Raw genomic sequence first — 25,878 nt, 5'->3', positions numbered from 1 at the left:
TCGCTAGTTGGTCCCGATCTTGGCCAGCAAGTCCACGATGCGGCCCTGCACGTCGGCGGTGGTGGCCCGCTCGGCGAGGAACAGCACGCTTTCGCCCGAGGCCAGCCGTGGCAGGTCGGCCGGACCGATCCCGGCGGTCGTGTAGACGACCAGCGGGGTGCGGTTCAGCAGCCCGTGCCCGCGCAGCCAGTCCACGATCCCGGCCCGCCGGCGACGGACCTGCATCAGGTCCATGACCACCAGGTTGGGCCGCATCCGGGTCGCCAGCTCCACGGCGTCGGTGTCCGCGCCCGCCCTGGCGACCTGGAGACCGCGCCGCTCCAGCGCGGCGGTCAGCGCGGTGGCGATCTCGTCGTGCTCCTCGATCAGCAGGACCCGGGACGGGTGCTGCTCGCTGTCGCGCGCCGCGAGCGCCTTGAGGAGGACAGCGGGATCGGCGCCGTACGCCGCCTCGCGGGTGGCATGCCCCAGCCCGGCCGTCACCAGTACGGGCACCTCGGCGGCCACCGCGGCCTGGCGCAGGGACTGCAGGGCGGTCCGGGTGATCGGCCCGGTGAGCGGGTCGACGAACAGCGCGGCGGGGAACGCCGCGATCTGCGCGTCCACCTCCTCGCGCGAGTGCACGATCACCGGGCGGTAGCCGCGCTCGCTCAGCGCCTGCTGCGTCTGCGCGTCCGGCGCCGGCCACACCAGCAGCCGGCGCGGGTTGTCCAGCGGCTCCGGCGGCAGCTCGTCGTCCACGGGCTGCGGTACGGGCCGGTTGACCACCTCGACCGCACCCCCGGGGCCGTCCAGCGGTTCCGGACCCTCGGCGGCCCCCGCCTCGGGTGCCCCTATGGCGAAGGCCCGCCCCTGGGGCGCGGGTTCGGCGAGACGACGGCGCCGACCGGAACCGGAACCTTCCGCGCCCGCGGCGGCCGGGTCCACGGAGATGCCCTGGCCCAGGGTGCCCAGAGCGTGCACGCTGATCGGCTGCGCCCCGTTCGCCGGAGCCTCGCCGGGCCGGCGGGCACCGGGGACCGAGGGCTGCCCGGGGGCTGCTCCGTCCTCGGGAGCGGTGCGGGCCGCGGGAACCGGCCAGGCGGGGGTCGAGGGCAGGGCACGCCGCCGCCCGGTCGGAGGTCCGGGCTCCGCACCGGTCGCCGGCTCCGGCGGCTCGGGGGCCGCAGGGGCCCCGAGTACCCGCCGGCCACGGCGCCCGCCCGTGCCGTCGGAGTCGGTCTCGGCGGAAGCGGAACCCGGGGCGGGCCCGGCGGGCAGGGCGAAACCACCCTCGGGGGCGACAGGGCGGGGCGCGGCGGGAGCCGGGATCCCGGCCGCCGGCACGGGGCCCGCGGGCTGTGCGGCCGCCCCGGCCGGCCCCAGCGCCCGGCGGCGGCCCGCCGGGTGTTCGGTCACGGGGACCGGGGGCACCGTCGGTACGGGCGGCAGCGCGGGCATGGCGGTGCCCTGCGGGGGCACCGGCCGGTCGTGCGGGGCGTCATCGCCGTCGCGGCCGCGCCGGCGCCCGGTACCGAGCCCCGCCGGGTTCACCGGGGACTGCGCCAGTTCCGCCGGCCCGGACACGACGCCCTGCGCGGGGGCTTCGCCCTCCACCCGGCGACGCCCCGACGGCAGCGCGAGCGCGCTCCCGCCCTCGCGTGCCGCGGCGGCCTTCGCCGCGGCGGCCTCGTCCTCCAGGAAGGCGTCGACCCCGCGCCGGCCCCGCCGGCCGCCGGAGACCGTCGCGGGGGCGGCCTCGGGCTCCGGGGCGGGCTGCTGTTCCGGCTCCGGCAGGGTCACCGTCCCGGCGCCCGAACCCAGCGGCAGCTCCAGCACGTATGCCCCGCCGGGCGCGCCGGGCACCTCGACCGTCTGCAGGACCCCGCCGTGCGCGGTGACGATGCCCCGCACGATCGGCTCGTGCACCGGGTTGCCGCCCTCGTAGGGGCCGCGCACCTCGATCCGTACGACATCGCCCCGCTGGGCCGCGGCCACCACGATCGTGGAGTCGCCGTACCCGTTGCCCTGGGCGGTCTTGCCGGTGGCGTCCACCCCGGCGACGTCCGTGATCAGGTGCGCGAGGGCGGCCGCGATCCGCTCCGCGTCCACCTCGGCCTCGATGGTCGGGGCATGGACGGCGAACTGCGCCCGCCCGGGGCCGATCAGCTCGACCGCGCCGTCGACGCCCGCCGCGACGACCGTGTTGATGAGGACGTTCTTCTTCTTGAGCTTGTCGCCGCCCGCGTCCAGACGCTGGTACTCGAGCACGTTGTCCACGAGCGTGGTCATGCGCGAGTAGCCGGCGGCGAGATGGTGCAGCAGCTGGTTGGCCTCCGGCCACAGCTGCCCCCCGTCGTCGGCGGCCAGCGTGGCCAGCTCCCCGCGCAGTTCCTCCAGCGGACCGCGCAGGGAGTCCTTGAGGACAGCCAGCAGCTGGGCGTGGCGCGCCGCGAGGGCGTCGTACGGGCGGCGGTCGGTGAAGGTCATCACCGCGCCGACGAGCAGCTCCCCGTCCCGTACGGGCGAGGTGGTCAGGTCGACGGCGACGGGCTGCCCGGCCTTGTTCCACAGCACCTGGCCGCGGACCCGGTGCTTGCGCCCGCTGCGCAGGGTGTCGGCGAGCGGGGACTCGTCGAAGGGGAACGGCGAGCCGTCGGCGCGCGAGTGCTGGATCAGCCCGTGCAGTTCGCGATTGCCGAGGTCCGTGGCTCGGTAGCCGAGGATCTGCGCGGCGGCCGGATTGACGAGGACGACGCGGCCCTCGGTGTCCGTACCCACGACGCCCTCGGCGGCGGCGCGCAGGATCATCTCGGTCTGCCGCTGCGAGCGGGCCAGCTCGGCCTCGGTGTCCACGGTCTCGGAGAGGTCCCGGACGACGAGCATCAGCAGTTCGTCGCCGGTGTAGGGCTGCGGCTCACGGTAGGCGTCACGGCCGTCGAGGTGGGCGCTGGTGACCTCCACGGGGAACTCGCTGCCGTCGGTGCGGCGCGCGATCATCCGCTTCGGCCGGGAGCGGCCCTCTTCGCGGTCGCCGGGGCGGCGCATCGAACCGGGGATCTGCTTGGAGTCGAACTCCGGCAGGAGGTCGAGCACCCCTCGGCCGACGAGCCCGGTGCCGGGGCTCTCCATGACCTCGAGGGCGATCGAATTGGCGTTGACGACCGTGCCGTTGGCGTTGACGAGCAACAGCGCGTCCGGGAGCGCGTCGAGTATTGCTGCGAGGCGAGCAGCGCCTCGGGATGGCCTGCTGCTCACGACGAGCTTCCTCCCTGACCACGACTACCGGCATGTCACGGGAGGAGTCTAAGGGCACCGCCCTGCCGTGAGGTGGCGGATGTGCGGGGTAAAGCGCGCATCCGCCGCATCGTCCCAGGTCAGGAATGCTCCCCCGGAAGCACAGGTTCCAGGTTCTTCCACCGGGCGATGTCGCATCCGTTCCTGCGCTGGAAGGTGCTGTCCACCTTCTGGCCGCGCCACGTTCCGGTGATGCGGGCGACGGCCGACCCGCCGTACTGGAAGGAGCAGTTCCTGGAGTCCGGCTCGGCGAAGGGGTCCTTGCCCTGCTTGGACAGGGCGTCGAGACGGGCGCAGGCCTCCTGGGCGAAGGGGTGGTCGCCGCCGGCGGGGTGGCACTCCAGCCGGTGCGTGCCGTCGACGAGGCGGTTGCCGCTCTTGGAGATCTCGATGGTCAGCCGGTCGGGCGCGGCCAGCAGCCGTCCCAGGGGCAGCGGCGGCAGCGGTCCGGCAGCCGCGGCGGCCAGGGCGGAGGTGACGGCGAAGGCGGCGAGACGCAGCATGGGGCACTCCAGGTCGTCCGTACGTCGTACGCCTCACCAACGACATTCCGGCTCGGACGTTGCGTGCTTAAGCCTTTGCCCTGTGGCCCCGGCTCCTTGTACCGTTGGGAGCGGATTGGTGACCGGCCCCGCGCCTGTGTCATCATCTGCACGCACCTTCGTACGCGAAGGTGTGCTGGAGGCGTCGCCTAGTCCGGTCTATGGCGCCGCACTGCTAATGCGGTTTGGGGCTTACACCCCATCGAGGGTTCAAATCCCTCCGCCTCCGCACCTCACCGAAGCCCCGGTCCTGATGGACCGGGGCTTCCGTGCGTTCGGGCACCGGTGCGCGCCGGATTCGCCGGGAGGCGAGTGGCGGTGTGTTCGTCACGGCGGCCCGAGGCGCGTCGGGCGTCGGCGTGAGCCGTGTCGGTGCGTTCAGGCCTTGGAAGGGTTTGGGGCGGCCCCTCATGGGTAGCCCGCCGGGCCCGGAGCGGTGTCGCGGATCCGCCCGGACGATCTTCTTCCAGAGCGTTTCCGCAGGTCAGAGGCGCTGTAGCTAATGGATTTCGCGTCCCGGCGAGGTCCATGTATTGTTGTTCTCGCAAGGCCAACGGGGCGAAAAAAAACCCCGGGAAGCCCAAGCACTCGTAGCTTAACGGATAGAGCATCTGACTACGGATCAGAAGGTTGCAGGTTCGAATCCTGCCGAGTGCACAGCAGCTCAGAAGCCCCGGACGAAAGTCCGGGGCTTCTGGCGTTTCGGGCCGTACAGCAGCGAAGTACAGCAACCGCTTCAGCCGCCGGCGCCGCCCATCGCTTCGGACAGCTTGCCGATCGCGGACCGCACCGCTTCCTCGCTCGCTTCGGCGTAGACCTCCATCGTCATGGCGATCTGCGAGTGCCGCAGGATTCGCTGTGCCACCTTCGGGTGGACCTTGAGCGCGACCAGGAGCGAGCTGCACGTGTGCCGGGTGTTCCGGAGCGGGATCACCCGCAGCCCGGCCCGCCGAGCCCGGAGCGCGAACATCCGGGTCAGGTTCCCCGGCTCGATCGGGGTCCCGTACTTCGTCGTGAAGACGAGCCCGTGGCTGTCCTGCCACAGCTCCCCGGCTGCCTTGCGGTCCCCAATCTGCTGGGCACGGCGCATCCGCAGTGCCTTGAGGCAGAGTGCCGGCAGCGGTAGGAAGTCGTCGGAGTCCTCCGTCTTGGTCTCCCGGTGCAGGATCTGCCGCCCGGCCCGCTGGATCTGGTGATCGACGTACAGCTCCCCGGCGTCGAAGTCGATCGACTTCCAGGTGAGCCCGAGGACCTCCCCGCGCCGCAGCCCGAGGCACAGCACGAGCACCCAGGCGGCGAAGAGGTGATCCTCCCGGGCGACCCCGTCCGCGAGGAACCGGCCCGCTTCGACCACGGACCACGGCTTGATCCGCTTGCGCCGGGGCTTGGGCACCTTCACGAGGGAGGCGACGTTCTTGCCGATCTCCTCTTCGGTCACCGCGTGGGTCAGGGCGGCCCTGAGCGCGTCACGGGACCCCTGGATGACGCGGCGCGACGGGTACGACTCGCAGCACTCCTTTATGGCGCAGCACCGCCGGTTGTCGGGCGAGCGCTTTGCGTCCTTGCCCTGGGCGCAGCACTGGCAGACGGCCGCCAGCTTGGTCAGCCACTCCCGGACGTCCCGCACGGTGAGCTTGTCCAGCCGCTTCGTCCCCAGGTGTGGACCGATGTAGAGGCGCACGTAGCCCTCGTAGGAGACGTACGACAGTGGAGCCAGGTTCGGCTTCACGATCGACTCCAGCCAGTAGGCGAGGAACGCCGAGACCGTCCGGTGCCGGGTGGCCACGGGCCCCTTCTTGGCTTCCACGTGCAGGTTGAGCCACTTTTCGTGGACCTCTTCGCGGGTCTTTCCGTAGGCGTACTTCCGGGCGCGCTTGCCGTCCGGTTTGGTCACCCAGACGTAGGCCGCATAGCCGTTCTTGTACGGGTAGATCGAACCTTCGCCGTTGCCGCGCTTACCGCTCATGCCGCCCACCCTTCGGCGCCGGCGGTGATGCGCTCGACGTACTCGTCCACCCAGGCAGGAAGGATGCGCCGGTTGCGACCGACCTTCACGGAGCGGATCTCTCCGGTGAGCACGAGCATCTTGGTCTTCGACAGGCCGAAGCCGAGCATGTCGGCAACCTCTGCGGTGGTGTGCCACTTCCGTTGGATGACTACGGCAGCCACGCGGTCTCCCCTTCCAGGTCGGACAGTTCGGCCCGCGTCTCACGGGCGTGTTCGCGGTTGTGCTGGATCTCGCGGCGGACATTGGCGGCGAGCCAGGATTCGCCGGGGGTGGAGCCGTGGCCGGCGTAGGACCAGTGGGCGACGACGAGGAGGGTGGCCTCCGGGTGGTCGTCGGGGTCGGGCAGGCCGAGGGAGGCGCGTTGCTGGGCGGCGCGGTAGTCCGCGCGCACCTGGCGTAAGGCGCCGAGGGTGGTCGAGTAGCGGCGGGACTTGGTGGAGAAGTGCCCGCGGAAGCCGAGCATGTGGGCCCAGGCCCTGAGCCGTCGGTCCGGGTAGGCCCGGTCCAGGTCCATGCAGGCTTCCATGAGGCGCCGTGGGTGGTCGGGAACGCCGAGGAGGACGAGGGCTTCCTTGTTGCCGACCGGGTGGTCCACGGTGCCGGTGGTCTCGGCGGCCTTGGTCGCGTACTTGGCGACGTAGGAGGCGACGGCCTGTTCCGTCAGCTCCTCCCCGTCCCCGAAGGCGCCGATGGGCTGGACGTCGAGCTGTTCGCCCCACTGAAGCACCCAGTCGTTGGTGACGCCGTGCTTCGGGCTGGCCGGCACGACGACGCGGACGCGGGCGGCGGCTGCGCGGATCGCGTCGGTGAGCAGGTCGAGGGTGGCCCAGGTGGGCGGTGGGCTATCGGGCCCGTCCGGTCCGTCGAAGCGGACCACAGCGTGGAAGTGGACGGCGCCGCGCTTCTGGTACTCGGCGACCTTGCCGAAGGAGACGCGGGACTGTTGGCGGGAGGCTTTCTGTGTCAGGCCAGCGCGGCGGGCGATCTCGCGGCGGAGGTAGATCGTGAAGTACCGCCACAGCTCAGAGGCGTGGTTGTTCCAGAGCACGGCGCCCGCGTAGTCGTAGGTGTCCGGGTCGAGCGGGGTGCCGAGCGCGGGCGCGTCTTCGGAGTGCCGAGTACCGCAGCGGCAGGACCGGGTACCGGGTCGGTTGTGGACCGGGCCGAAGGATGGGGCGGTGAGGGTGGCGAAGACGCGGGGGTGGTTGCGGATCGTCTCGGGGGTGCCCTTGTCGGGAGCGCCGACGAGGCCAGCCCGGATCAGGTGGTAGGTGTCGCCGGCGTACGTCCAGGCGCAGGCGGGACACCGGGAGGCCCGGCGGTTGCCGCAGGCGACGCGGAGGACGCCGCCGGGTTCGGCATCGGTGCTGTAGGCGTGGATCACGGTGCGGGTGGCGGGGTCGAGGAGCTTGATACCGCCGCTGAGTCGGATCGGGGCGGTGCATCCTCCGGTGCGGCGGATTTGTTCGTGGAGCCGGTCGAAGCTGGGGTCCCCGGCCACCCGGAGCAGATCACTCAGGGTGGCCGGGTCCAGGCCCGCCGCAGTGGCGGTGTCGGTCACGCGGCCACCTCCAGCAGGGTGGCGTGCAGAGCGCTGCCGATGTACTGCGTGTACGCGGGCGGGATGCATTCGCGGATGCCGTCGCGGCTCATCCAGGAGACGCGCATGTCCTTGCGGGCTTCCTGGACTCCGGAGAAGTTCCCGACGTAGTGAGCGAAGTGCCCTTCGGCGCGAGGGCGTCCCATCTTGGTCAGGGGCGCGGTGTGCGCTTGGTGCGGGGGCGGGGTGAGTGTGAAGCCGCCCCCCGTTTCGAAGAGTCGATGGCGATAGGTGCGCATTCCGAAGGAGGCGGCGCACAGGGTTACCGGCGCATGCAGTTCGGCGGCTGCCTCCTCGACGTTTTCGATCAGCCAGGGGCGGCCGGTCGCTTCGAGTGCCGCGCGGGTGGGCGCGATCAGGTCGGGATGATCGCGCTTCTGGATCCGCTGGGCGAGGGTGTAGCGCTGGCAGGGGGGCGAGGCGTGGATGAAGTCGAAGTCCGCCCCGTGCTCGCGGACGAAGTCGATGGCATCGGCCTGGATGAACCGGAACGGGTACCGGGGCTGCGGGGAGAGGTCGACACCGACGACGTCGAAGCCGGCGAGGCTGTAGCCCATGCTCGCTCCGCCCTGGCAGCAGAACAGGTCCAGGACCCTCAGGCCGTTAGGGAGTGTGGTGTTCACGACCGGGCTCCCTTCCCGTGGGCGGAGCCGTGGTTGGTGTTCCATCCGGCGACCAGAGCGCCGACCTGGGCGTCTCCCTTGGCGGTGGCCGAGGCACCGCAGTGGCAGACCGCGGAGGCGGTGGCCGGCGTGGAGGGGGACGGCTTGCTCACGTGCAGCCCCGGGCGGTCGGGGGACGGGGTGAGGCTCATGCTGTTCACCGCCCGGCGGTGATCTGCCGAGCACGGATGCTGCGGGTACCGGTGCCGTGGCAGGCAGGGCAGTGGGCGGTGATGGTGCGGAGGTGTCCGGCGCGGTCGCGGCCGCCGAGGGTGATGGCGACGGAGGGGTGGCCGTCGCAGTGAGGGCAGACCGGTGCCAGGGCAGGGGTGTGCTGGGTCATGATGGTGCTTCCTTCCGGATCGTCTGGTTCGGGCAGGAGTACGGCGCCGGGACGGCGGAAACTTGGCGGTGGAAGCCGTCCCGGGGCCGGTTAGCGGTGGTTGTGGCCGTTGAGGAGCGAGCGCAGGACGACGGCGCAGACGGCGACCGAGGCGCCGGTGATGGCGACCGCGAGGAGCATCGAGACCAGGACCGCGCCGACGACGAGGACCAAGCCCGCGCCACCGGCGACAACGGCGACGAGGCCGGCCGGGGTCAGGTGGACCGCGGGGAGCTGGACGCGGGGCTGGTCCGTAGTCGGGGCCGGGGCGGTGTGCTGGCAGTCGCAGACCGGGGTGTTGGTCGAGCCGTGGGTGATGTCCCCGGTGGTTGGGTGGACGAGCGGGGCGACGAGGCCGGTCGGGAGCGGGTTGACCGGGATCTTCGGGCGGATCATGACGGGGTCTCCCTACTTGGTGAGCGGGTCGATGAGCGGGGCCATGAAGCTGTTGGCGAGCAGGTATCCGCCAAGGAGGATCACCGCCACGAGCCACAGCGGCGGGCGGATGAGCTTGTAGCCGAGGGCGCCGACGACGATCAGCGCGAGCCAGAGCGGTACGTCCATGACGCGGGTCTCCTCGTGGTCAGCGGGGGTTGCAGCGGTGGGTTCGGGCGGCGAGTTCGGCGCCGGCGCGACTGCGGTAGTCGGCGGAGAAGTCACAGCCGGGGGCGGTGCACACAGCGGTGTGCAGAGTGCGGCCACGGCCATCGCTGTAGCTGCCGACCCTCACGGGGCCGAAGCGGATGACCTGGTAGAAGCGGTTCGGGCGCACGGGTCTGTCTCCCTTCCTTTCAGGCGAGTTGGATGGCGATGGCGTCCGCCAACGCGGCCGGGACGCCGAGGCGGCTCCGTAGAGTCGCCGTGTCGATCGGGGCCCCGGTCTGGGCCTGGTGGGCGTTCGCGATCTTCTGGGCGTGGTCGAGCAGCGCGGGCGGTACCGAGACGGCGGGTGCGGTCGGGGCGGCCTGCGACGGTTCGTGCTCAGGAGCGGGGTCCGCCGGCGGCAACTCGGGAGCCGGTTCGGGCGCGCGCTCCACGGTGACGTCCGGGGCGGGCTCGACCTTGGGCTGTTCCGAGTGGTCGGGCTCTACCGCGAGGGCAGGTGCATGGGCGAGGAGCGTGCCGCCGAGGAAGGCGAGCGCGGGCCAGCCCGCGACGAGGATCCGCAGCCAGGGCGGGACGTCGGTCAGGTCGAGCAGTCCGGCGGTGGCGACGTTGGCGCCGAGCGATGCGACGAGGGCGATGGCGAACCAGAGCCAGGCATCGCGGTTCTCCGTGTCCGTGCGCATCCGGCGCCATGCGGCGACCAGCAGCAGGTCGACGCTCACCGGGTAGGCCCAGGCCTTCCAGCCGTCCTGTCCGGCCGCCGCAGCCAGGTCGTGCAGGTGGGCGAAGGACAGGGCGCCAGCGATGACGGCCTGGATGAGTACGGGGTCGAGGCGGAGAGAGCGGGACACGGGTCACCTCCTTTCGGGGGCCGGTGCCGGGTCCTGTGCTCCGGCACCGGTGGTTCGGGGACTGGTCACGCGGTGCCGGAGCCGAGGCAGTCCAGGCACAGCCCGGTCTGCGTGGCACCGATCTCCCGGCGCTTGCGCCCGACCCGGACGGTGGTCGTGGTCTCGCCCGATCCGGCGCAGGTGCCGCACTTCTCGGCGGCCGGGGCGGGCTTGGGCAGGCGGGTCTTGCGGGGCGAAGGCGTCTTGGCGGTGGTCATGACGGTTCCTTTCGATTCCGGGCATGGGCCGGTAGGGACCTGGCGCGAGAAGGTCGCGCCGACCAAGGGAGGGGACTGCTAGTCCGTCGCCGGGATCGGCTTCACCAGCGGGACCGGCTCGTGGGCCGGGACGGCGGCCGGGATCACCGGTCGGTACGCCGCGAGGGCGGGAAGGTGCGGGGTCAGGTGCGCGAACTGGGCGCAGATCTCGGCAGCCTCGTCGGCGCTCAGTTCGGGGGTGCGGATCCGGGTCCAGCCGCCGGACGAGTCGCCGGCCACCGCGACGCCGGGCTTATCGGCCGGGATCGTCGTCACGGCGACGACGGCGTCCGGGGCGATGTCGCCCAAGCCCATGTCGGCGGTCTGCTTGTCGTTGACGCGGTGAACCACGCGGCCGGTGAGTTGGGCGCGGAGCGTGGTGGCGCCCTTGCCGAGTTCGGAGCCGAAGCGCTGACCGCAGATCTCCAGGTAGATACCGGCGGCACGAGCCATCTGCCCGAGACGGATCAACTGCGTGACCATCTGGTCCCGGCGGTCCTCGTCCTTCCTGGTGGCCACGAGGAACAGTTCCGCGACCTCGTCCACGAGCAGGACGACCGGCACCGGCCGGACCTCGTCGGGCAGGGCCCAGAGGTCGGTAGCTCCGTACTGGTTCAGCAGGTCGAAGCGGTCCTCCATCTCTCCCACGAGTGCATTGAGGAGGCCCGATGCCTCATCCGGCGTGACGGCGAGAGCGGAGAGCCGAGGTGCGTACCGACGCTGTTCGACTCCTCGCTTGCAGTCGATGCCGACGAGGGCGACTCGAAGGCCCGCAAGCCCCTTGATCAGGTTCCGCTGGTACATGGACTTGCCCGACTGGTTGGCGCCGAGCGTCAGCGCGTGCGGGACCTTCTCGTAGTCCCGTACGAACGCCGTACCGTCCTCCCGCAGCGCGACCGACGCCACCATCCGACCGGACGGGAGCCGACGTGGCATCTTCACCCGGCGCAGGACGTCGTAGCCGGTCATCCGTAGCTCTACGAACCCTGGCTTGGTCTCCACCACGTGCACGGAGTGGACACCCCAGGCGTGACGGAGACGCTCAGAGGCCGCGACCACGTCGGCGGGCTCCAGCCCGGCCGGCAGGCGCAGGGTGACCCGCATGCCGGTCGAAGAGCCCCGCAACCGGCGGATCTTCGGCGGGACGGGCTGCACGTCGCTGCGGCGGGCGACGTTGCGGACGAGGAAGGCCCGGAAGCGGGACGGCTGGACCGTCAGCCCGCACACGTCCATCGTGGACCGGTACGTCACCGTGAACCGGGCGCTCGCCATCGGCAGTCCGACGAGGGACCAGTACACGCGGGGCGCGCGAGCCTTGGCGTATCCGAGGGCGCCGCCCGCACCGGCCAGGGGGAGGCCGATCTCCCATAAGGGCGTCAGGTCGGCCATGGTCATACCCCGACCGTGAGGGCGACGGCGCGGAACGAGATGCCGTGCCGGGTCTGGCCGTTGAACGTGTTCTCCCAGTCACGGGCCTTGAGGCCGATCACCGACACCGGCATGCCCGGCAGCAGGCCCTCGGGGAGACCGGTCTCCGGGACGGTCACCTGGTAGAGGTTGCCCTCCCCATCGTCCGAGATCAGCAGGCCCACCGTGGACAGCCCGGCGCCGGTCTCCCGGTCCATCGCGCGCTCACCGGTCTGCTTGCTCACGAGCTTCGGGGTCGGGGCCGTGGCCACGAACACCACGGCGGTCGACGTGTCCACCTTGAACGACGGCATGGATGTCTCCTTGAGAGATGCAGCAGGAAGCTGGATGACCAACTGGGCTAGCCAGGTTGCTCACATCTCGAAGTTAGGGGACTTGGCTAGCCATGTCAACAACATGACTGCCATGGCTGTCCTGCCTGAAGGGGTTTCCCCTACCATCGACCCATGACCTTCGTCCCCGAGCCCCTAGACCCAGACGACGACCGAGCCCCGTACGAGCAGGTGGCCAGCAGTCTTGGCGCCGCCATCCGCACCAGGAAGCTGGGGCCCGGCGAGAAGCTGCCGTCCCACGCCAAGCTGACGGAGCTGTACGGATTCGCGCGGGCGACGATCCAACGGGCGCTCCGTGACCTGGAGGACGAGGGCCTTGTGGTCTCTCGCAAGGGCAGCGGCGTGTTCGTCCGGAACCGGACCGAGCGGCCGGCGGGGCTGCGGCCGTACGTCGAGCAGGCGTTCGCCAAGGATCACGTGACCATCGACTTCGCCGGCTTCTCCAGCGAGACGCTGCACGGGGCGCTTCAGGAACCGTTGGACAAGATCCGAGTCGGCCGGCTCACGCCGTCGAGCATCGTCATGCGGATACTCGTCCCGGACATGTCCGTACCGCAGGCCGCGCCGGTTCGCATGGCTGACGGGGCGGACGACGAGCGGCTCCGCGACCGCATGCACGACATCATGGTCAACTACACCCGCAGCATCCGCGATGCCATCGCCGAGTTGGGCCACCTCGGGCTCGTCGCCGAGACCCGGATCGACGTCCGCGTCCACAGCGGCACGCAGTTCTTCAAGCTGTACGTGATCAACAACGAGGACTCGTTCTTCGGGTACTACCCGATCCGCCCGAACAAGGTCGTCGCCCAGGGCGAGACGATCGAGATCTTCGACCTGGTGGGCAAGGACACGACGCTTTTCCACCACTCGGTCAACGAGGGCGAGTCCTCCAGCGGAGCCCAGCAGGTCCAGCAGGCCCGCATGTGGTTCGACAGCGTGTGGGAGACCATCGGAAGGGACTTCGACCTTGACGCACGATGACCGCCTCGCGGAGATCCTCGTGAAGGCGCGCGTCGTCTTCTTCGACTTCGACGGGCCCGTGTGCGACGTGTTCGCCGGCTTGCCCGCACCCAAGGTCGCCGAGCAGCTCACGGCCATCCTCGCGGCCAAGGACCCTGCCGCGGGCGCGGAGGCGGCGAAGACCGATGACCCCATCGAAGTGCTTCGCATCGCCCATGAAGCCGACGTTGCCATTGGACATGAAGTCGAGCGTGCCCTGACGGCGGCGGAGGTCGAGGCAGTTGCGGTGGCCGGTCCGCCCACTCCTGGAGCGGTAGAAGCTCTCCGGGCGGCACGGGCGTCAGAGCGTGCCGTGATCGTGGTGAGCAACAACTCAGCCGCCTGCGTGCAGCGGTTCTTGGACCTGCACTCCCTGGGCGAGTACGTGGCCAGGATCGTCGGTCGACCCTCCGGGCAGCCCCACCTGATGAAGCCCAACCCGTTCCCGCTGATCACGGCGGCCGAGCAGGCGCACATGGACGTCACGCACTGCACGCTGATCGGCGACTCGCTCACGGACATCCAGGCCGCTCATGCAGCTGGCACGACGGTCATCGGCTACGCCAACAAGCCCCACAAGGCGGCCCTGTTCGCTGAGGCTGGAGCCGACGTCGTCACGGACTCCATGCAGACCATCGCCGACGCACTCACCACGGCGTAGCCGCGGGAGCAGCACGGACCTGTTACAGGTTTCTCTACCTCATCAAGGCACCCGGCTGCGCTGCGCTCCGCCGGGCGGGCTTCCCGGCTCCGCTCCGCGCGACGCTCCTGCCTTCGGCCCGCTCCGCGCGCGCTGCGCCGACGCCCGCCCCTGCGAGTGGGATAGGCCCAAAGGCATGAGTCGAGCCCCACGGGGGCCGCTGGTTCTTCCCTCACCGACATGCCTCCGGCGGGGGCGCTCAGGCTCCGGGATGGCGGGGGCGCCGCTCGCGGGTGCCGGCCGTATGTGGCTGGGGCGGGGGAACTCCCATCCCGTCTGCCATCGACCCAGGACAAGCCGAGCAGACACGGCCCCGGGCGTCCAGGTCGTTCGTCCAGTTGGGCGCTCCACCTGGACGCCCGGCACCGCGCCTGCTCTACATGCCATGGGCCGACGGCAGACGGGATGGGAGTTGGGGGCAGCCTGCGTGGCAAACTCCACTGACGTTCTCTGCGGTTTACCCATCAGCACACTCTTGTCTACGACACACTGTCTTCGACGAGACAGAGGGGGGTAAATGAGGTACCAAGACCTAATCCCAGCCCTGGAATTCGAGGCATTGCTTCGCGGAATCATTGAAGACCTAAAGCTTGGGCGCTTCACTTCCGATGAGCGCCTCCAGTTGAAAGATCTCGGATTCGATTTTCATTTCACGAATGATATGGGATTGCATGTAGTGGAATGCAAGGTCCCTGGCCCTCAGACGCGACATCGGGTCAGAGTAGTGATCGAGCAGCTCACCGCTACGGGTGCACGGGTCGGTGAAATAGTTGGGCACCCCCCTCGGGTGATCCTCGCCATCCCCGGGGAACTTTCTCCAGAAGCTCATGAGCAGTTTAGGCTATCGGGAATTAGCATCTGGGATCGCACATGGCTGGCGGCTAACGCGATAAAGGCTGGCCGAGCGGGTGAGGCGACACAGTTTCTGGGCGCCTCGTCCGCGGGCAGCCCGATAGAAGGCCGGGCCGATGATCTGCTCAAGCAGCTTATGGACGTCGCGCCTGGCCCTAACTGGATGAAGTACCAAGAACTTTGCAGGGAGATTTCAGAATTCCTTTTCTGTCCACCGCTCTCGCGGCCCATTTGGGAGAGGCCGAATTTTAGCAGCGTGAACCGTCGAGACTTGATTCTTCCGAACTATGCTTTGGATGGGTTCTGGGCATACCTACGCACCCGCTATCATGCCGATCACGTCGTAATTGACGCGAAGAATTATTCGGAATCAATCAAGAAAGAAGAAATTCTTCAGATAGCCAATTATCTGCAGCGCCACGGTGTGGGCCTTTTCGCTCTCATCTTTAGTCGAACGGAGCCCGACTCGCGGCTTCTCTACACGCTGCGCGAGCAATGGGTTCTTCATGACAAGATGATCGTCGTCTTGAGTGATGCTGACGTAAGTCAGATGTTGAGCGACAAAAAAGCTGGGGCAGATCCCACTGAGCTAATCCGGCAGAAGATCGAAGACTTTAGGCTTAGCGTGTGACGCTCGGCTACGCTACTTGCGGCGCAGGGGCTCCCGTGGCCTTGGCCGCGTAGCCACGACGACTCTGTTACGTGCGACCGCAGAGGCGCTGCGTACAGCAACGCAGTACCGCAACCGCAGCAACCGTTCCCGGCCGGTGGTGTGCCTACAGTGCCGGTCAGTGACCGGGATGCCCGTTGCCGACCGATCTGGCTAGAGCTACGGATCAGAAGGTTGCAGGTTCGAATCCTGCCGAGTGCACAGCCGAGAGGCCCTCAGGAGAAGTCCTGAGGGCCTCTTTCGTATGTGATGGCAGTACCGGAGGGGGAGGGGATCCCCCGGAGGAACTCAGGGGCGGGATGGCTCCTGAGGGGGACGTGGACCACGCGGCCACCCCGCTAGGGTTTTCGAAGATCGTTCGAACCTTGATGGGGGCTCTCATGGGAATGTTCGGGAACGCGCACACCGTCGACCCGGCGTCGGCGCAGCGGGACTACGCGCGGCTGCTGGGGCACGGGGAGCAGGTTTACGCCGCGTACCTGCTGGTGCGCGACACGATCCTGTTCACCGACCGGCGGCTGGTGTTCGTCGACAAGCAGGGGCTGACGGGCAAGAAGGTGGAGTACCACTCCATCCCGTACCGGAGCATCACGCACTTCTCGGTGGAGACCGCCGGGCATTTCGATCTCGACGCCGAGCTGAAGATCTGGATATCCGGCAACCCGGCGCCGATCGAGAAGACCTTCACCAAGGGCGTCGACATCTACGAGATGCAGGCGATCCTGACGCAGTTCGTCGCGCGCTAGCCGCACATCGGCTGGACGCCCGTCCGGGCCGAGCGGTGGGCGGATCCGGATCCGGAGCGGCGGCGGCCTCGAGGGGTGGGTGGACTCAGAGCAGCGGCGGATCCGGAGCGGCTCCGGGTGGGGGCGCGGCCGGCGGGGTGTGCGGGCCCTCTCGGCGGTGGCGGTCGTCGTAGAGCCGTTCCTGGTGGGCGTCGCCGTTGGCCCGGCGCCGCGGGTGCGGAAGTGCTCGTCCAGGACCTCTAGGAGGTGAGGTCGGAAGTGTCCCGCCTGATTCCCTCAGATGGATGAAGCGCCGAATTCTGTTCGGTGTGATGGTGGGATTGCAGGAGCCGGTACCGTCTTTGCGAGAGCCGACGGGCTCAAGCGGCTCAAGGGGCCGACCGGCCCATGGAAGGAAGACGGCGTGGACGACATCGACCGGGCGCTCGTCCTGCGCCTCCAGCAGGACGCGGGCCAGTCCTACGCCGCCCTGGGCGCGGCCGTGGGCCTCTCGGCCGGGGCCACCCATGAGCGGGTACGCAAACTGCGCGAGCGCGGGGTCATCCGGCGGACCACCGTCGACGTGGACCCGGCCGCGGTCGGCAGCGGCGTGCTGGCCTACGTGATGGTGGACTCCAACGCGTGGATGGGCGAGTCGGCGGAGGACTTCGCCGCCATCCCCGAGATCCAGGAGGCGCACATCATCGCGGGCAGCGCCTCGGCGCTGGTCAAGGTGCGCACGGCCACCACGGAGCAGCTCCAGGACGTCCTGCGGCGGCTCTACGCCATCGACGGAGTCAGCGGCACGCAGGCCACGGTGGTCCTGGAGACCTTCTTCGAGCGGCCGCTCCCCCTGTGACCGCCGCCGCCGGGAACTGGTGGTGCACCGGGATCCGGTGGAGTGCGAAGGGCCCCGCCATCGGGTGGTGCGGGCGCGGGGAGCGCGGCAGCCCGCTCGCCCCCGGGCAGCGGCTGGCTTTCACCGCCCGCGGCGAGCGGCACTGCCTGGGCGTGTGGCGGGCCGGGAAGCGCACGCCGTGTCCCGCGACGCGGTCGGTACCGGGCCGCGCGGGGAGTGCGCAGTGCCTCGAGTGCGCCCGGCTGGACCGGTCCTTCTCGGTGGCCGCCGACACCAACGCGGCCGATCCGCGCACCTATCGCGTGTACCTGGCCTGGTTTGGACCCGGGATGGTGAAGGTCGGCATCACCGCCGAGGAGCGCGGGCCGGTGCGGCTGCTGGAGCAGGGTGCGGTGACCTGGGCCTGGCTGGGGCGCGGACCGTTGATGGCGGCGCGCCGGACCGAGGAGCTGCTGCGGGCCGCCCTGGGGGTGCCCGACCGGATCGCGTACGCCCGCAAGCGCGCCGTACGGGCCCAGCTGCCGCCGGAGCCCGAGCGGGCCCGGGAGGTCGCCGAGCTGCACGCGCGGGCCGCCGTGCTGCCCGGGTGGCCGGAGTCCCTGGAACGGGTGGGGTGCGAGATCACCGACCATGCTGGGGCCTTCGCGCCGGCGGGGCTGCCGGTCCCGGTCCGCCTGGTCACGGAGCTGGTGCCCGGCGGGACCGTCGTGGGGCGGCTGGCGGGAGCCGCCGGGCCGGACCTGCACTTCGCGGACGGGCTCGTGGTGGACACCCGGCTGCTGGCCGGATGGGAGCTCTCCGCCGCTCCGGACGGGGCGCGGACCGACGTACCCCTCACCGTGGTCGCGCCCGCGCCGTCCGAGGCCGAACAGGGCGGGCTGTTCTGACCCCGGACTGTTTCGAACCGGGCTGTTCTGGCCCCTGGCTGCTCCGACCCCGGGCTCTACGGACCCCGGGGGAGCAAGGTCAAAACTTGGATCCCTTTGGCCCGCGGGGGCCGATTTTCGTGGACACGCCAGGGGTCTTCCGCCGAGGGTGTGGGCATGAGCATTCAGCCCGTTCCGGCGTTCGAACCGCCGTACGTGATGGCCGTATTCAGCAATGTCCGCACCTCTGACGAGAGCGGCTATCCGGAGACCAACGACCGGATGAACGAGATCGTCCGGGAGAACCCCGGCTTCCTCGGCTACGAGTTCGCCCGCACCCCCGGCGGCCTCGGCATCACCGTCGCCTACTTCCGCGACCACGAGTCCCTCGGCGCCTGGCGGGAGGATCTGGAGCACCAGGCGGCCATGAAGCAGGGCCGCGCCCACTGGTACGAGAGCTACACCCTGCACGTCGCGACCGTCGAGCGGAGCCACGGCTTTGCCCGCAACGGCTGACGCGGTCCGCGCCTTCCACGAGCGGCTCGGACTGCCCGGCCTGGTGGACGTCCACACGCACTTCATGCCGGAGCGCGTGCTGGACAAGGTCTGGGACTACTTCGACGCGGTCGGCCCGCTGACCGGCGTCGAATGGCCGATCACCTACCGCCACGAGGAGGAGCAGCGGGTGGCGCTGCTGCGGGAGTTCGGAGTCCGTGCCTTCACCTCCATGCTCTACCCGCACAAGCCGGCGATGGCCGCCTGGCTCAACGCGTGGGCCGCGGACTTCGCCGCCCGCACCCCCGACTGCCTGCACACCGCGACGTTCTTCCCGGAGGAGAACGTGGCGGCGTACACCGCGCAGGCCGTGGCGGGCGGGGCGCGGGTCTTCAAGGCGCACCTCCAGGTCGGCGGCTACGACCCCAACGACAGCCGGCTGGAACCGGTCTGGGGGCTGCTGGCCGAGGCGGGGATCCCGGCCGTCGTCCACTGCGGTTCGGGCCCGGTCCCGGGCAAGCACACCGGACCCGAGCCGATCGCCCGCCTGCTGGCCCGCCACCCGCGGCTGCCGCTGATCGTCGCCCACATGGGCATGCCCGAGTACACGGACTTCCTCGACCTCGCCGACCGGTACCCGGAGGTGCGCCTGGACACCACCATGGTCTTCACGGACTTCTCCGAGCGGCTCAGCGCCTTCCCGCCCGGGGAGCTCGGGCGGCTCGCCGACCTCGGGGACAGGATCCTGCTGGGCACCGACTTCCCGAACATCCCCTACCCCTACGAGCACCAGCTGGAGGCCCTGGAACGGCTCGGCCTCGGCGACGACTGGCTGCGCGCGGTCTGCCACGACAACGGCGCCCGCCTGTTCGGCCTCACTCCCTGAGCCCCGGCCTTTCTCAGGAGATTCACAGACAGGCGCAAGAACGCTCTCAGGGGCGGCCGCCAGCGTGGGGTCATGACCGCGACGACCACTTCCCACGCGTCCACGTCCACCGGTACTCCGACGGCCCTGCTGCGGCCCGACGGCGGACCCTGCCGGGTCCTCGTCGTCGACGACGAGGCGTCCCCCTCCGAGCTGCTCTCGATGGCCCTGCGCTACGAGGGCTGCGAGGTCCGGGGCGCCGGTGACGGGGCCGGCGCGGTGCGGGCGGCGCGGGAGTTCCGCCCGGACGTGGTGGTCCTCGACGTGGTGCTCCCGGACATGGACGGGCTGGCCGTCCTGCGACTGCTGCGCCGGGAACTCCCTCAGGTCCCGGTGCTGTTCCTGACCGCCAAGGACTCGGTGGAGGACCGCATCGCGGGCCTGACGGCGGGTGGCGACGACTACGTCACCAAGCCGTTCAGCCTGGAGGAGGTCGTGGCCCGGCTGCGCGCGCTGGTGCGCCGTTCCGGGGCGGCGCGGGCCACGCGGGGCGGTTCGGTCCTGACCGTCGGCGACCTGAGTCTCGACGAGGACAGCCACGAGGTGGTGCGGGGCGGCCGGGAGATCCGTCTGACCGCCACCGAGTTCGAGCTGCTGCGCTACCTGATGCGCAACCCGCGCCGGGTGCTCAGCAAGGCGCAGATCCTGGACCGGGTGTGGTCCTACGACTTCGGCGGCCAGGCCAACGTGGTGGAGCTCTACGTCTCCTACCTGCGACGGAAGCTGGACGGCGGCACCGGCCTGCCCCCGATGATCCATACCCGGCGCGGAGCCGGCTACCTGATCAAGCCGGCCGAGTAGGGGTCCCGCGCACGCGCACGCCCCTGTCCCGGTGCACCCCTGCCGCCCCCGTCCGCGACCCCACGGCCCCCGTGGCCGGCCCGTCCTGATCCTCCCCCCATCCACGCGTCACCCCCTAGCATCAAGAGGGCGGACCGGGCATTCCGGGCTGATCCCCTTGTGGTGAGGAGGGCGCCTCCATGGTGACCGAGGCCGATCCGGGCGACTCCAGGACCAGTGTGTGGCTGGCCGCCAGGCCCGCCGCCCCCACCAGACGGCGCAGCGAGGCGCCTTCGGGCCTGGACCGGGAACGGATCACCACCGCCACCGTGCGGCTGCTGGACGCGGAGGGACTCGGCCGGTTCTCGATGCGCCGGCTGGCCGCCGAACTGGGGGTCACCGCGATGTCCCTGTACTGGTACGTGGACACCAAGCACGACCTGCTCGAACTGGCCCTGGACAGCGCCCTGGGCCAGCAGCGGCTGCCCGCCGGACCGCCCCCTCGTGGCGGCTGGCCGGCCCGGCTGCGGTCCCTCGCCCGCGGCTACCGGCGGCTGCTGGCGGAACACCCGTGGGTGGCGCCGCTCAGCGTCGCTTACCCGAACATCGGTCCGCACGCCCGGGCCTTCGACGCCGCGCTGCACCGGCTGCTGGGGGCCACCGGCCTGGTGGGCGCCGCCCGGACGGGCGCGCACCTGGCGGTCTCCCAGTTCCTGAGCGGCTGCGCCCTGAACGGCTGCGGCGGCACGGTCCGGCGGGCGGCCGAGGCGGAGTTCGCCCTCGCCCTCGACGTCCTGATCGCCGGCATCGAGGCCAAGGCCGCGCATACGGCGGCGGCCCGGGCCTGAACCCCGTCGGGGTCCCGGCCCGGGCCGCTCAGGGCCCTTCCGCTCAGGCGCCGGCCCGGGCGGTGTCCGCGGCGGAGTTCCTGGGGCCCGCCGCGGCGGCCTCCGTACCGCCCTCGGCGGCCGGGCTGTGCAGGGACGGCTTCGACTTCAGCGCGACCTCCTTGATGAACAGCACCAGCAGCAGCGCGAGCAGCGCGGTCGGGGCGGAGTACAGGAAGACGTCGCCGACGCCGTGCCCGTAGGCGGACTCGATGACGGTGCGGAACGGAGCGGGCAGCTTGTCGAGGTCGGGGATCCCGCCCCCGGCGGTGCCGCCGTGTCCGAGGGCCGCGGCCTTCGGTCCGAGCGCGGCCAGCCCGTCCTGCACGTAGTGGGTGACCCGGTTGGCCATGACCGCGCCCAGCGCCGAGACGCCCACGGCGCCGCCGAGGGAGCGGAAGAAGGTGACGACGGAGCTGGCGGCGCCGAGGTCTTCGGGGGCCACCTGGTTCTGTGTCGCGAGGACCAGGTTCTGCATCATCATGCCGAGGCCGAGCCCCGTCAGCGCCATGTAGAGCGCGATCTGCCAGTACGGGGTGTCGTAGCGCAGGCTGCCCAGCAGTCCGAGCCCGGCGGTCAGCAGTACGCCACCGGAGACCAGCCAGGCCTTCCACTTGCCGGTCTTGGTGATGATCTGCCCGGAGACCGTGGAGGAGACGAAGAGGCCGCCGATCATCGGGATGGTCAGGACGCCGGACATGGTGGGGGACTCGTTCCGGGCCAGCTGGAAGTACTGGCTGAAGAAGACCGTGCCGGAGAACATCGCGATGCCGACGAAGAGCGAGGCGGCGGAGGCCAGGCTGATGGTCTTGTTGCGGAACAGCCGCAGCGGGATGATCGGGTCGCTCGCGCGGGACTCGACCAGGAGGAAGAGCAGGCCGAGCACCACGGCGCCGCCGGTCATCGCCAGGGTGGTCCAGGAGATCCAGTCGTACGAGTCCCCGGCCTGGGTGACCCAGATCAGCAGCAGCGAGACGGCCCCGCTGATCAGGAAGGCGCCGAGCCAGTCGACCTTGACGTCGCGGCGGACCACGGGGAGCCGCAGGGTCTTCTGGAGCACGATCAGCGCGATCACGGCGAACGGTACGCCGACGTAGAAGCACCAGCGCCAGCCCAGCCAGTCGGTGTCGGTGATGACGCCGCCCAGCAGCGGGCCGCCGACGGTGGCGACGGCGAAGACCGCGCCGAGGTAGCCGCTGTAGCGGCCGCGCTCGCGCGGGGAGATCATCGCGGCCATCACGATCTGCGCGAGGGCGGAGAGGCCGCCGACGCCGATGCCCTGGACCACGCGGCAGGCGATCAGCATGCCGGTGTTCTGGGACATGCCGGCGATCACCGAGCCGAGGACATAGATCACCAGGGATATCTGGACGAGGAGCTTCTTGCTGAACAGGTCGGACAGCTTGCCCCACAGCGGGGTGGCGGCCGTCATCGACAGCAGGGCGGCGGTGACGACCCAGGTGTAGGAGGACTGGGTGCCGCCGAGGTCGCTGATGATCTGGGGCAGGGCGTTGGAGACGATCGTCGAGGACAGGATCGCCACGAACATGCCGAGCATGAGCCCGGACAGCGCCTTCATGATCTGCGGGTGCGTCATGGGTGCGCCGTCGGACGTGGTCTCCGACCGGCCGCCTCCCCGCACACCGTCGGGTGTGGTCGTAGCCATGTGTTTCCTTTGCCTAGAAGCTCGATCGGAGTCGGGCCAGCAGGGTGTTCAGTACGTCGATGTCCTCGGCCGCCCAGTCGGCCAGGGCTCTCTCCAGCGCGTCCGTGTAGCGGGCGCCGAGCTCGGAGAGCACGGCGCGCCCCGCGCCGGTGAGGCGCAGGATCCGGCAGCGGCCGTCACCGGGGTCGGTCTCGCGCTCGATCCAGCCGTGCCGCGCCACGTGGGCGACGTGCCGGCTGCTGACCGAGATGTCGACGCCCATGAACTCGGTGAGCCGGCTGAGCCGCATCTCGCCGTGCCGGTCGAGGATGGTGAGGACGGTGGCGGAGCCGGGCGGGCAGTGCGCGGGCAGCGTCCGGGCCAGGTCGCGTTTGACCGCGCCGATTCCGGTGAGCTGGCGGGCCAGCTCCTCGTAGCGGGTGTGCTGGGCCGTCGGTGTGGACACCGGGAACCACCCCCATCTTGTTGCTTAAGGCAACCATAGAACCGCATGGTTGCTACAGGCAAATTATTTCGGAGTGGGGGCGGTAAAGGAATCGGAAAACCGCCGACGGGCCGGCGCGCCCCCGCCGGTCAGCCGGGGCGGCCGCCGTCGCCCGGTTCCGCCGCCGGGGTCAGCTCCAGGTGGCGGTGACCTTCCGGGTCTCGACGTGCATGTCCAGCGGAACCCGCCAGGCGTCCACGCAGACCGTGTAGACCTGCGTCTTCGAGGCGCCGCCCGCGAGGGGGGCGGGCAGGGGCTGGGTCGTGGTGACCGTGGCCCAGTCGATGCCGAGGGCTCCGATGACGTGCGTCGCGAAGCTGACCGTGCCGGAGCGGGCGGCCGTGGTGCCGGTGTTGGTGAAGGTCACCGTGACGCGTTCGCACCAGCGGTCGGACGCCGCCGTACGGGCCGGGGCGCCGAGCGTGAGCTGCGCCGGGGTGGCCGGCGGGGCGGGCGGCTTCGGGGCCGGAGGGGCGGGCGGTGCCGGAGGGGCCGGCGGTACGGGCGTGCCGGGCGTGCTCGGCGTGCCGGGCGGGGTCGGCTGGGCGGGCGGGGCCGGGGTGCCGGGCGAGCCCGGGGCGGTGTCGCCCGTGCCCGCACCCCCGGTGCCGCCCGGGGTGGCCGGGGAACCCGGGTCCGGCGGGGTGCCGCCGACGGGCGCGGAGCCGCCGGGAGCGCCGGCCGTCCCTCCGCCCTGGGCGGAGCCGCCGGCGGGCGGGGATCCGGGCGCGCCGGGCGGCGTAGAAACGGGGGCTTCGGCGGAGGCGGCCGATCCGGCGGATGCCAGCGGCTGGAACTCCACCCGGCCCCCGGGCGGCACGTTCTCTCCCGCGCCCCGCTCGGGGCCCGCGGCGACCGCGCCCACGACGACGTGGCCGTCCCGGTCCCGGCCGCAGCCGGTGAGGGCGACGGAGGCCGTGCAGCAGAGGGCGAGGGCGAGCGCAGCGCGGGATCCCGTTCGCATCGCGCCAGTGTTCCTGACGCCATGTCAAATGTGAACCCCGCGCTCCTGGCTCAGTCCCCGATCAGGCCGGTCCGCAGCTGGGCGAGCGTCCGGGTGAGCAGCCGGGAGACGTGCATCTGGGAGATGCCGACCTCCTCGCCGATCTGCGACTGCGTCATGTTCGCGAAGAAGCGCAGCATGATGATCTGCCGCTCCCGGGGCGGGAGTTTGGCGAGCAGCGGCTTGAGCGACTCGCGGTACTCGACGCCCTCCAGCGCGCTGTCCTCGTACCCGAGCCGGTCCGCGAGGGAGCCCTCGCCGCCCTCGTCCTCCGGGGAGGGCGAGTCGAGCGAGGAGGCGGTGTAGGCGTTGCCGACGGCGAGGCCGTCGACGACCTCCTCCTCGGACACGCCGAGCACGGCCGCCAGCTCCGGAACGGTCGGGGACCGGTCCAGCTTCTGGGCCAGTTCGTCGCTCGCCTTGGTCAGCGCGAGGCGCAGTTCCTGGAGCCGGCGCGGGACCCGGACGGACCAGGAAGTGTCCCGAAAGAATCGTTTGATCTCGCCCACGACGGTCGGCATCGCGAACGTCGGGAACTCCACGCCGCGCTCGCAGTCGAAGCGGTCGATCGCCTTGATCAGGCCGATGGTGCCGACCTGGACGATGTCCTCCATCGGCTCGTTGCGGCTGCGGAACCGGGCCGCCGCGTAGCGCACCAGCGGCAGGTTCAGCTCGATCAGGGTGTCACGTACGTACGCCCGTTCGGGGCTGTCCGCGTCCAGGGCGGCGAGTCGCTGGAAGAGAGTGCGGGAGAGGGTGCGGGTGTCGATGGCTTCCGAGCGGTCGGCCACTGCCGGCAGCTCACGCTTGTCGAGCGTGAGCACCTTGGAGCTGCCCTGTTCTACGGACATGCCACCCCCTTGAGGTCGCGGACGGTCGCGTCTCTGCGCCCGTCGGAGGAACGCAGCCTCCACCTGAATACCGGAGGCGGGGCTGCGGCAAACGCGGTTCCAGCAGAATGTCACATGTCGGCAACACGCTGTAGCGCCATGTCGACAAGTATCTCCAGCGACAGACGGGCGACCGAGCGGAATGAGCCGATTCTGTAGGGAAACGCGGTAACGGCTCCACCCGTTCCGGTTAAGCCTCGATCCTGTTTGCGGATCTCAGACGGGCGAAGCTCCGGGCGAGCAGCCGCGACACGTGCATCTGCGAGACGCCCAGCTCCGCGCTGATCTGGGACTGCGTCAGGTTGTTGTAGTAGCGCAGCAGGAGGATCCGCTGCTCCCGCTCGGGCAGCTGGACCAGCAGGTGGCGCACGAGATCGCGGTGCTCGACGCCGGCCAGCTCGGGGTCCTCGTAGCCGAGCCGGTCGAGCAGACCGGGCATGCCGTCGCCCTCCTGGGCGGCCTCCAGGGAGGTCGCGTGGTAGCTGCGCCCGGCCTCGATGCAGGACAGCACCTCGTCCTCGCCGATGCGCAGCCGCTCGGCGATCTCGGCGGTGGTCGGGGTGCGGCCGTGGAGGGTGGTGAGGTCCTCGGTCGCGGCGTTGACCTGCACCCACAGCTCGTGGAGGCGGCGCGGGACGTGCACGGTACGAACGTTGTCGCGAAAGTACCGTTTGATCTCACCGACGACCGTGGGCATCGCGAAGGTGGGGAACTGGACCCCGCGCTCGGGGTCGAACCGGTCGATCGCGTTGATCAGCCCGATGGTGCCGACCTGGACGACGTCCTCCATCGGCTCGTTGCGGCTGCGGAAGCGGGCGGCCGCGTACCGGACGAGTGGGAGGTTCGCCTCGATCAGGGCCCCGCGCACCCGGTGGTGCTCGCTGGTGCCCGGCTCCAGCCCCTTCAGCTGGCCGAAGAGCACCTGGGTCAGGGCCCGGGTGTCGGCGCCCCGGCCCTGGGGTCTCGGTGGAGCCTGCGGCGGCTCCTCGGGCGCCTCGTTCACGTCCTGGAGGGGCTTCTGTGACTCCGGGGGCTGCTGGGACTCCTGCGGGCGGGACTCGGGGCGCGGCTCGTGGGGCCCGGGTCCGGGACGC

At 70.7% G+C, this 25,878-nt stretch carries 30 protein-coding genes and 2 tRNA genes; 12 read left to right on the top strand and 20 right to left on the bottom strand.

The genetic code is table 11. The features are described from left to right. Positions 1–3: 3 nt before the first annotated feature. Both ACFY7H_RS03700 and ACFY7H_RS03695 read right to left on the bottom strand, forming a co-directional pair. A complete protein-coding gene (locus ACFY7H_RS03700) occupies positions 4–3,237 on the bottom strand; it encodes a PAS domain-containing protein (protein WP_388932553.1) in 3,234 nt (1,077 codons plus the stop codon). Positions 3,238–3,356: 119 nt separating this feature from the next. Next, a complete protein-coding gene (locus tag ACFY7H_RS03695) occupies positions 3,357–3,779 on the bottom strand; it encodes an SSI family serine proteinase inhibitor (RefSeq protein WP_388932549.1) in 423 nt (140 codons plus the stop codon). 177 nt (positions 3,780–3,956) lie between these two features. Between ACFY7H_RS03695 and ACFY7H_RS03690 the strand changes: the two genes are divergently transcribed. After that, positions 3,957–4,047, top strand: a tRNA-Ser gene (locus ACFY7H_RS03690). A 355-nt stretch (positions 4,048–4,402) separates the two neighbouring features. Continuing rightward, positions 4,403–4,475 (top strand) — tRNA-Arg (locus tag ACFY7H_RS03685). Positions 4,476–4,554: 79 nt separating this feature from the next. On the opposite strand, the gene xerC is transcribed toward ACFY7H_RS03685, so the two are convergent. The 13 genes from xerC to ACFY7H_RS03620 all read right to left on the bottom strand — a co-directional run bounded on the left by xerC (position 4,555) and on the right by ACFY7H_RS03620 (position 11,944). Next, a complete protein-coding gene (gene xerC, locus ACFY7H_RS03680; protein WP_388932546.1) occupies positions 4,555–5,793 on the bottom strand; it encodes a tyrosine recombinase XerC in 1,239 nt (412 codons plus the stop codon). Beyond that, positions 5,781–5,987 carry an excisionase family DNA-binding protein gene (locus tag ACFY7H_RS03675; protein WP_388932543.1) on the bottom strand — a complete coding sequence of 69 codons (207 nt, stop codon included), beginning with the start codon at positions 5,985–5,987 and terminating at the stop codon, positions 5,781–5,783. Before ACFY7H_RS03675 ends, xerC begins: the two co-directional genes overlap by 13 nt. Beyond that, complete coding sequence (repSA, locus tag ACFY7H_RS03670) at positions 5,975–7,387, bottom strand: replication initiator protein RepSA (protein ID WP_388932540.1); 1,413 nt, start codon at positions 7,385–7,387, stop codon at positions 5,975–5,977. Before repSA ends, ACFY7H_RS03675 begins: the two co-directional genes overlap by 13 nt. Further along, the gene (locus tag ACFY7H_RS03665) at positions 7,384–7,983 is read right to left on the bottom strand and encodes an SAM-dependent methyltransferase (RefSeq protein ID WP_388933687.1); all 600 of its coding nucleotides are present in this window, start codon (positions 7,981–7,983) and stop codon (positions 7,384–7,386) included. Before ACFY7H_RS03665 ends, repSA begins: the two co-directional genes overlap by 4 nt. A gap of 62 nt (positions 7,984–8,045) precedes the next feature. Continuing rightward, complete coding sequence (locus tag ACFY7H_RS03660) at positions 8,046–8,240, bottom strand: hypothetical protein (RefSeq protein WP_388932537.1); 195 nt, start codon at positions 8,238–8,240, stop codon at positions 8,046–8,048. Between the two features lie 5 nt (positions 8,241–8,245). Further along, a complete protein-coding gene (locus ACFY7H_RS03655) occupies positions 8,246–8,431 on the bottom strand; it encodes a hypothetical protein (RefSeq protein WP_388932534.1) in 186 nt (61 codons plus the stop codon). A 90-nt stretch (positions 8,432–8,521) separates the two neighbouring features. Beyond that, positions 8,522–8,866, bottom strand: coding sequence for a SpdD-like protein (locus ACFY7H_RS03650; protein ID WP_388932532.1), 345 nt, complete (start codon positions 8,864–8,866; stop codon positions 8,522–8,524). A gap of 12 nt (positions 8,867–8,878) precedes the next feature. After that, positions 8,879–9,034, bottom strand: coding sequence for a hypothetical protein (locus tag ACFY7H_RS03645; protein ID WP_388932529.1), 156 nt, complete (start codon positions 9,032–9,034; stop codon positions 8,879–8,881). A 19-nt stretch (positions 9,035–9,053) separates the two neighbouring features. Further along, a complete protein-coding gene (locus tag ACFY7H_RS03640; RefSeq protein ID WP_388932527.1) occupies positions 9,054–9,242 on the bottom strand; it encodes a mobile element transfer protein in 189 nt (62 codons plus the stop codon). Positions 9,243–9,261: 19 nt separating this feature from the next. Further along, positions 9,262–9,927 (bottom strand): DUF2637 domain-containing protein, encoded by a 666-nt coding sequence (locus ACFY7H_RS03635; RefSeq protein ID WP_388932525.1) that lies wholly within the window; start codon positions 9,925–9,927, stop codon positions 9,262–9,264. 65 nt (positions 9,928–9,992) lie between these two features. Then, positions 9,993–10,184 (bottom strand): hypothetical protein, encoded by a 192-nt coding sequence (locus ACFY7H_RS03630; protein ID WP_388932523.1) that lies wholly within the window; start codon positions 10,182–10,184, stop codon positions 9,993–9,995. A 78-nt stretch (positions 10,185–10,262) separates the two neighbouring features. Further along, positions 10,263–11,612 carry an FtsK/SpoIIIE domain-containing protein gene (locus ACFY7H_RS03625; protein ID WP_388933685.1) on the bottom strand — a complete coding sequence of 450 codons (1,350 nt, stop codon included), beginning with the start codon at positions 11,610–11,612 and terminating at the stop codon, positions 10,263–10,265. Positions 11,613–11,614: 2 nt separating this feature from the next. Further along, positions 11,615–11,944, bottom strand: a complete 330-nt coding sequence (locus ACFY7H_RS03620; protein WP_388932520.1) for a hypothetical protein — start codon at positions 11,942–11,944, stop codon at positions 11,615–11,617. Between the two features lie 153 nt (positions 11,945–12,097). Between ACFY7H_RS03620 and ACFY7H_RS03615 the strand changes: the two genes are divergently transcribed. The 10 genes from ACFY7H_RS03615 to ACFY7H_RS03570 all read left to right on the top strand — a co-directional run bounded on the left by ACFY7H_RS03615 (position 12,098) and on the right by ACFY7H_RS03570 (position 20,702). After that, positions 12,098–12,964, top strand: coding sequence for a GntR family transcriptional regulator (locus ACFY7H_RS03615; protein ID WP_388932517.1), 867 nt, complete (start codon positions 12,098–12,100; stop codon positions 12,962–12,964). Beyond that, positions 12,951–13,643, top strand: coding sequence for an HAD family hydrolase (locus ACFY7H_RS03610; protein ID WP_388932513.1), 693 nt, complete (start codon positions 12,951–12,953; stop codon positions 13,641–13,643). Before ACFY7H_RS03615 ends, ACFY7H_RS03610 begins: the two co-directional genes overlap by 14 nt. A 763-nt stretch (positions 13,644–14,406) precedes the next feature. Then, entirely contained in the window at positions 14,407–15,165 is a 759-nt protein-coding gene (locus ACFY7H_RS03605; RefSeq protein ID WP_388932510.1) for a hypothetical protein, read from the top strand. A gap of 419 nt (positions 15,166–15,584) precedes the next feature. Continuing rightward, on the top strand, positions 15,585–15,950 hold the full coding sequence (locus ACFY7H_RS03600; RefSeq protein WP_388932507.1) for a PH domain-containing protein: 366 nt from the start codon (positions 15,585–15,587) through the stop codon (positions 15,948–15,950). A gap of 403 nt (positions 15,951–16,353) precedes the next feature. Then, positions 16,354–16,788 (top strand): Lrp/AsnC family transcriptional regulator, encoded by a 435-nt coding sequence (locus ACFY7H_RS03595; protein WP_388932504.1) that lies wholly within the window; start codon positions 16,354–16,356, stop codon positions 16,786–16,788. Then, positions 16,785–17,675 (top strand): DUF2797 domain-containing protein, encoded by an 891-nt coding sequence (locus ACFY7H_RS03590; RefSeq protein ID WP_388932501.1) that lies wholly within the window; start codon positions 16,785–16,787, stop codon positions 17,673–17,675. Before ACFY7H_RS03595 ends, ACFY7H_RS03590 begins: the two co-directional genes overlap by 4 nt. Positions 17,676–17,831: 156 nt before the next feature. Beyond that, positions 17,832–18,170: an antibiotic biosynthesis monooxygenase family protein gene (locus ACFY7H_RS03585; protein ID WP_388932498.1), complete on the top strand. Its 339-nt coding sequence runs from the start codon at positions 17,832–17,834 to the stop codon at positions 18,168–18,170. Continuing rightward, positions 18,154–19,035 (top strand): amidohydrolase family protein, encoded by an 882-nt coding sequence (locus tag ACFY7H_RS03580; RefSeq protein WP_388932495.1) that lies wholly within the window; start codon positions 18,154–18,156, stop codon positions 19,033–19,035. Before ACFY7H_RS03585 ends, ACFY7H_RS03580 begins: the two co-directional genes overlap by 17 nt. A 72-nt stretch (positions 19,036–19,107) precedes the next feature. Beyond that, the gene (locus ACFY7H_RS03575; protein WP_388932492.1) at positions 19,108–19,875 is read left to right on the top strand and encodes a response regulator transcription factor; all 768 of its coding nucleotides are present in this window, start codon (positions 19,108–19,110) and stop codon (positions 19,873–19,875) included. 179 nt (positions 19,876–20,054) lie between these two features. Beyond that, entirely contained in the window at positions 20,055–20,702 is a 648-nt protein-coding gene (locus ACFY7H_RS03570; protein ID WP_388932489.1) for a TetR/AcrR family transcriptional regulator, read from the top strand. A gap of 43 nt (positions 20,703–20,745) precedes the next feature. Here ACFY7H_RS03570 and ACFY7H_RS03565 read toward each other — a convergent pair whose 3' ends face one another. From ACFY7H_RS03565 to ACFY7H_RS03545, 5 genes are all read right to left on the bottom strand, one after another. Beyond that, the gene (locus tag ACFY7H_RS03565; RefSeq protein WP_388932486.1) at positions 20,746–22,407 is read right to left on the bottom strand and encodes an MDR family MFS transporter; all 1,662 of its coding nucleotides are present in this window, start codon (positions 22,405–22,407) and stop codon (positions 20,746–20,748) included. Between the two features lie 13 nt (positions 22,408–22,420). Continuing rightward, positions 22,421–22,852 carry a MarR family winged helix-turn-helix transcriptional regulator gene (locus ACFY7H_RS03560; RefSeq protein ID WP_388932483.1) on the bottom strand — a complete coding sequence of 144 codons (432 nt, stop codon included), beginning with the start codon at positions 22,850–22,852 and terminating at the stop codon, positions 22,421–22,423. A gap of 169 nt (positions 22,853–23,021) precedes the next feature. Continuing rightward, positions 23,022–23,855 (bottom strand): hypothetical protein, encoded by an 834-nt coding sequence (locus ACFY7H_RS03555; RefSeq protein ID WP_388932481.1) that lies wholly within the window; start codon positions 23,853–23,855, stop codon positions 23,022–23,024. A 50-nt stretch (positions 23,856–23,905) separates the two neighbouring features. Then, positions 23,906–24,745 carry an RNA polymerase sigma factor SigF gene (locus tag ACFY7H_RS03550; protein WP_388932479.1) on the bottom strand — a complete coding sequence of 280 codons (840 nt, stop codon included), beginning with the start codon at positions 24,743–24,745 and terminating at the stop codon, positions 23,906–23,908. A 229-nt stretch (positions 24,746–24,974) separates the two neighbouring features. Then, positions 24,975–25,787, bottom strand: coding sequence for an RNA polymerase sigma factor SigF (locus ACFY7H_RS03545; protein WP_388933683.1), 813 nt, complete (start codon positions 25,785–25,787; stop codon positions 24,975–24,977). Positions 25,788–25,878 lie beyond the last annotated feature (91 nt).

The sequence above is a fragment of the Streptomyces sp. NPDC012794 genome, from assembly GCF_042901085.1.
Lineage (GTDB): Bacteria > Actinomycetota > Actinomycetes > Streptomycetales > Streptomycetaceae > Streptomyces.
Note: the sequence above shows the minus strand (reverse complement) of the source record. Positions and strands in the feature narration are given on the sequence as shown.

Coding starts and splice junctions, on each gene's coding strand:
- ACFY7H_RS03665 (WP_388933687.1), bottom strand. CDS start 7,983: ATGGGCTACAGCCTCGCCGGCTTCGACGTCGTCGGTGTCGACCTCTCC.
- ACFY7H_RS03620 (WP_388932520.1), bottom strand. CDS start 11,944: ATGCCGTCGTTCAAGGTGGACACGTCGACCGCCGTGGTGTTCGTGGCC.
- ACFY7H_RS03570 (WP_388932489.1), top strand. CDS start 20,055: ATGGTGACCGAGGCCGATCCGGGCGACTCCAGGACCAGTGTGTGGCTG.
- ACFY7H_RS03655 (WP_388932534.1), bottom strand. CDS start 8,431: ATGACCCAGCACACCCCTGCCCTGGCACCGGTCTGCCCTCACTGCGAC.
- ACFY7H_RS03650 (WP_388932532.1), bottom strand. CDS start 8,866: ATGATCCGCCCGAAGATCCCGGTCAACCCGCTCCCGACCGGCCTCGTC.
- ACFY7H_RS03550 (WP_388932479.1), bottom strand. CDS start 24,745: ATGTCCGTAGAACAGGGCAGCTCCAAGGTGCTCACGCTCGACAAGCGT.
- ACFY7H_RS03625 (WP_388933685.1), bottom strand. CDS start 11,612: ATGGCCGACCTGACGCCCTTATGGGAGATCGGCCTCCCCCTGGCCGGT.
- ACFY7H_RS03585 (WP_388932498.1), top strand. CDS start 17,832: ATGAGCATTCAGCCCGTTCCGGCGTTCGAACCGCCGTACGTGATGGCC.
- ACFY7H_RS03575 (WP_388932492.1), top strand. CDS start 19,108: ATGACCGCGACGACCACTTCCCACGCGTCCACGTCCACCGGTACTCCG.
- ACFY7H_RS03660 (WP_388932537.1), bottom strand. CDS start 8,240: ATGAGCCTCACCCCGTCCCCCGACCGCCCGGGGCTGCACGTGAGCAAG.
- ACFY7H_RS03615 (WP_388932517.1), top strand. CDS start 12,098: ATGACCTTCGTCCCCGAGCCCCTAGACCCAGACGACGACCGAGCCCCG.
- ACFY7H_RS03695 (WP_388932549.1), bottom strand. CDS start 3,779: ATGCTGCGTCTCGCCGCCTTCGCCGTCACCTCCGCCCTGGCCGCCGCG.
- ACFY7H_RS03600 (WP_388932507.1), top strand. CDS start 15,585: ATGGGAATGTTCGGGAACGCGCACACCGTCGACCCGGCGTCGGCGCAG.
- ACFY7H_RS03555 (WP_388932481.1), bottom strand. CDS start 23,855: ATGCGAACGGGATCCCGCGCTGCGCTCGCCCTCGCCCTCTGCTGCACG.
- ACFY7H_RS03645 (WP_388932529.1), bottom strand. CDS start 9,034: ATGGACGTACCGCTCTGGCTCGCGCTGATCGTCGTCGGCGCCCTCGGC.
- ACFY7H_RS03630 (WP_388932523.1), bottom strand. CDS start 10,184: ATGACCACCGCCAAGACGCCTTCGCCCCGCAAGACCCGCCTGCCCAAG.
- ACFY7H_RS03565 (WP_388932486.1), bottom strand. CDS start 22,407: ATGGCTACGACCACACCCGACGGTGTGCGGGGAGGCGGCCGGTCGGAG.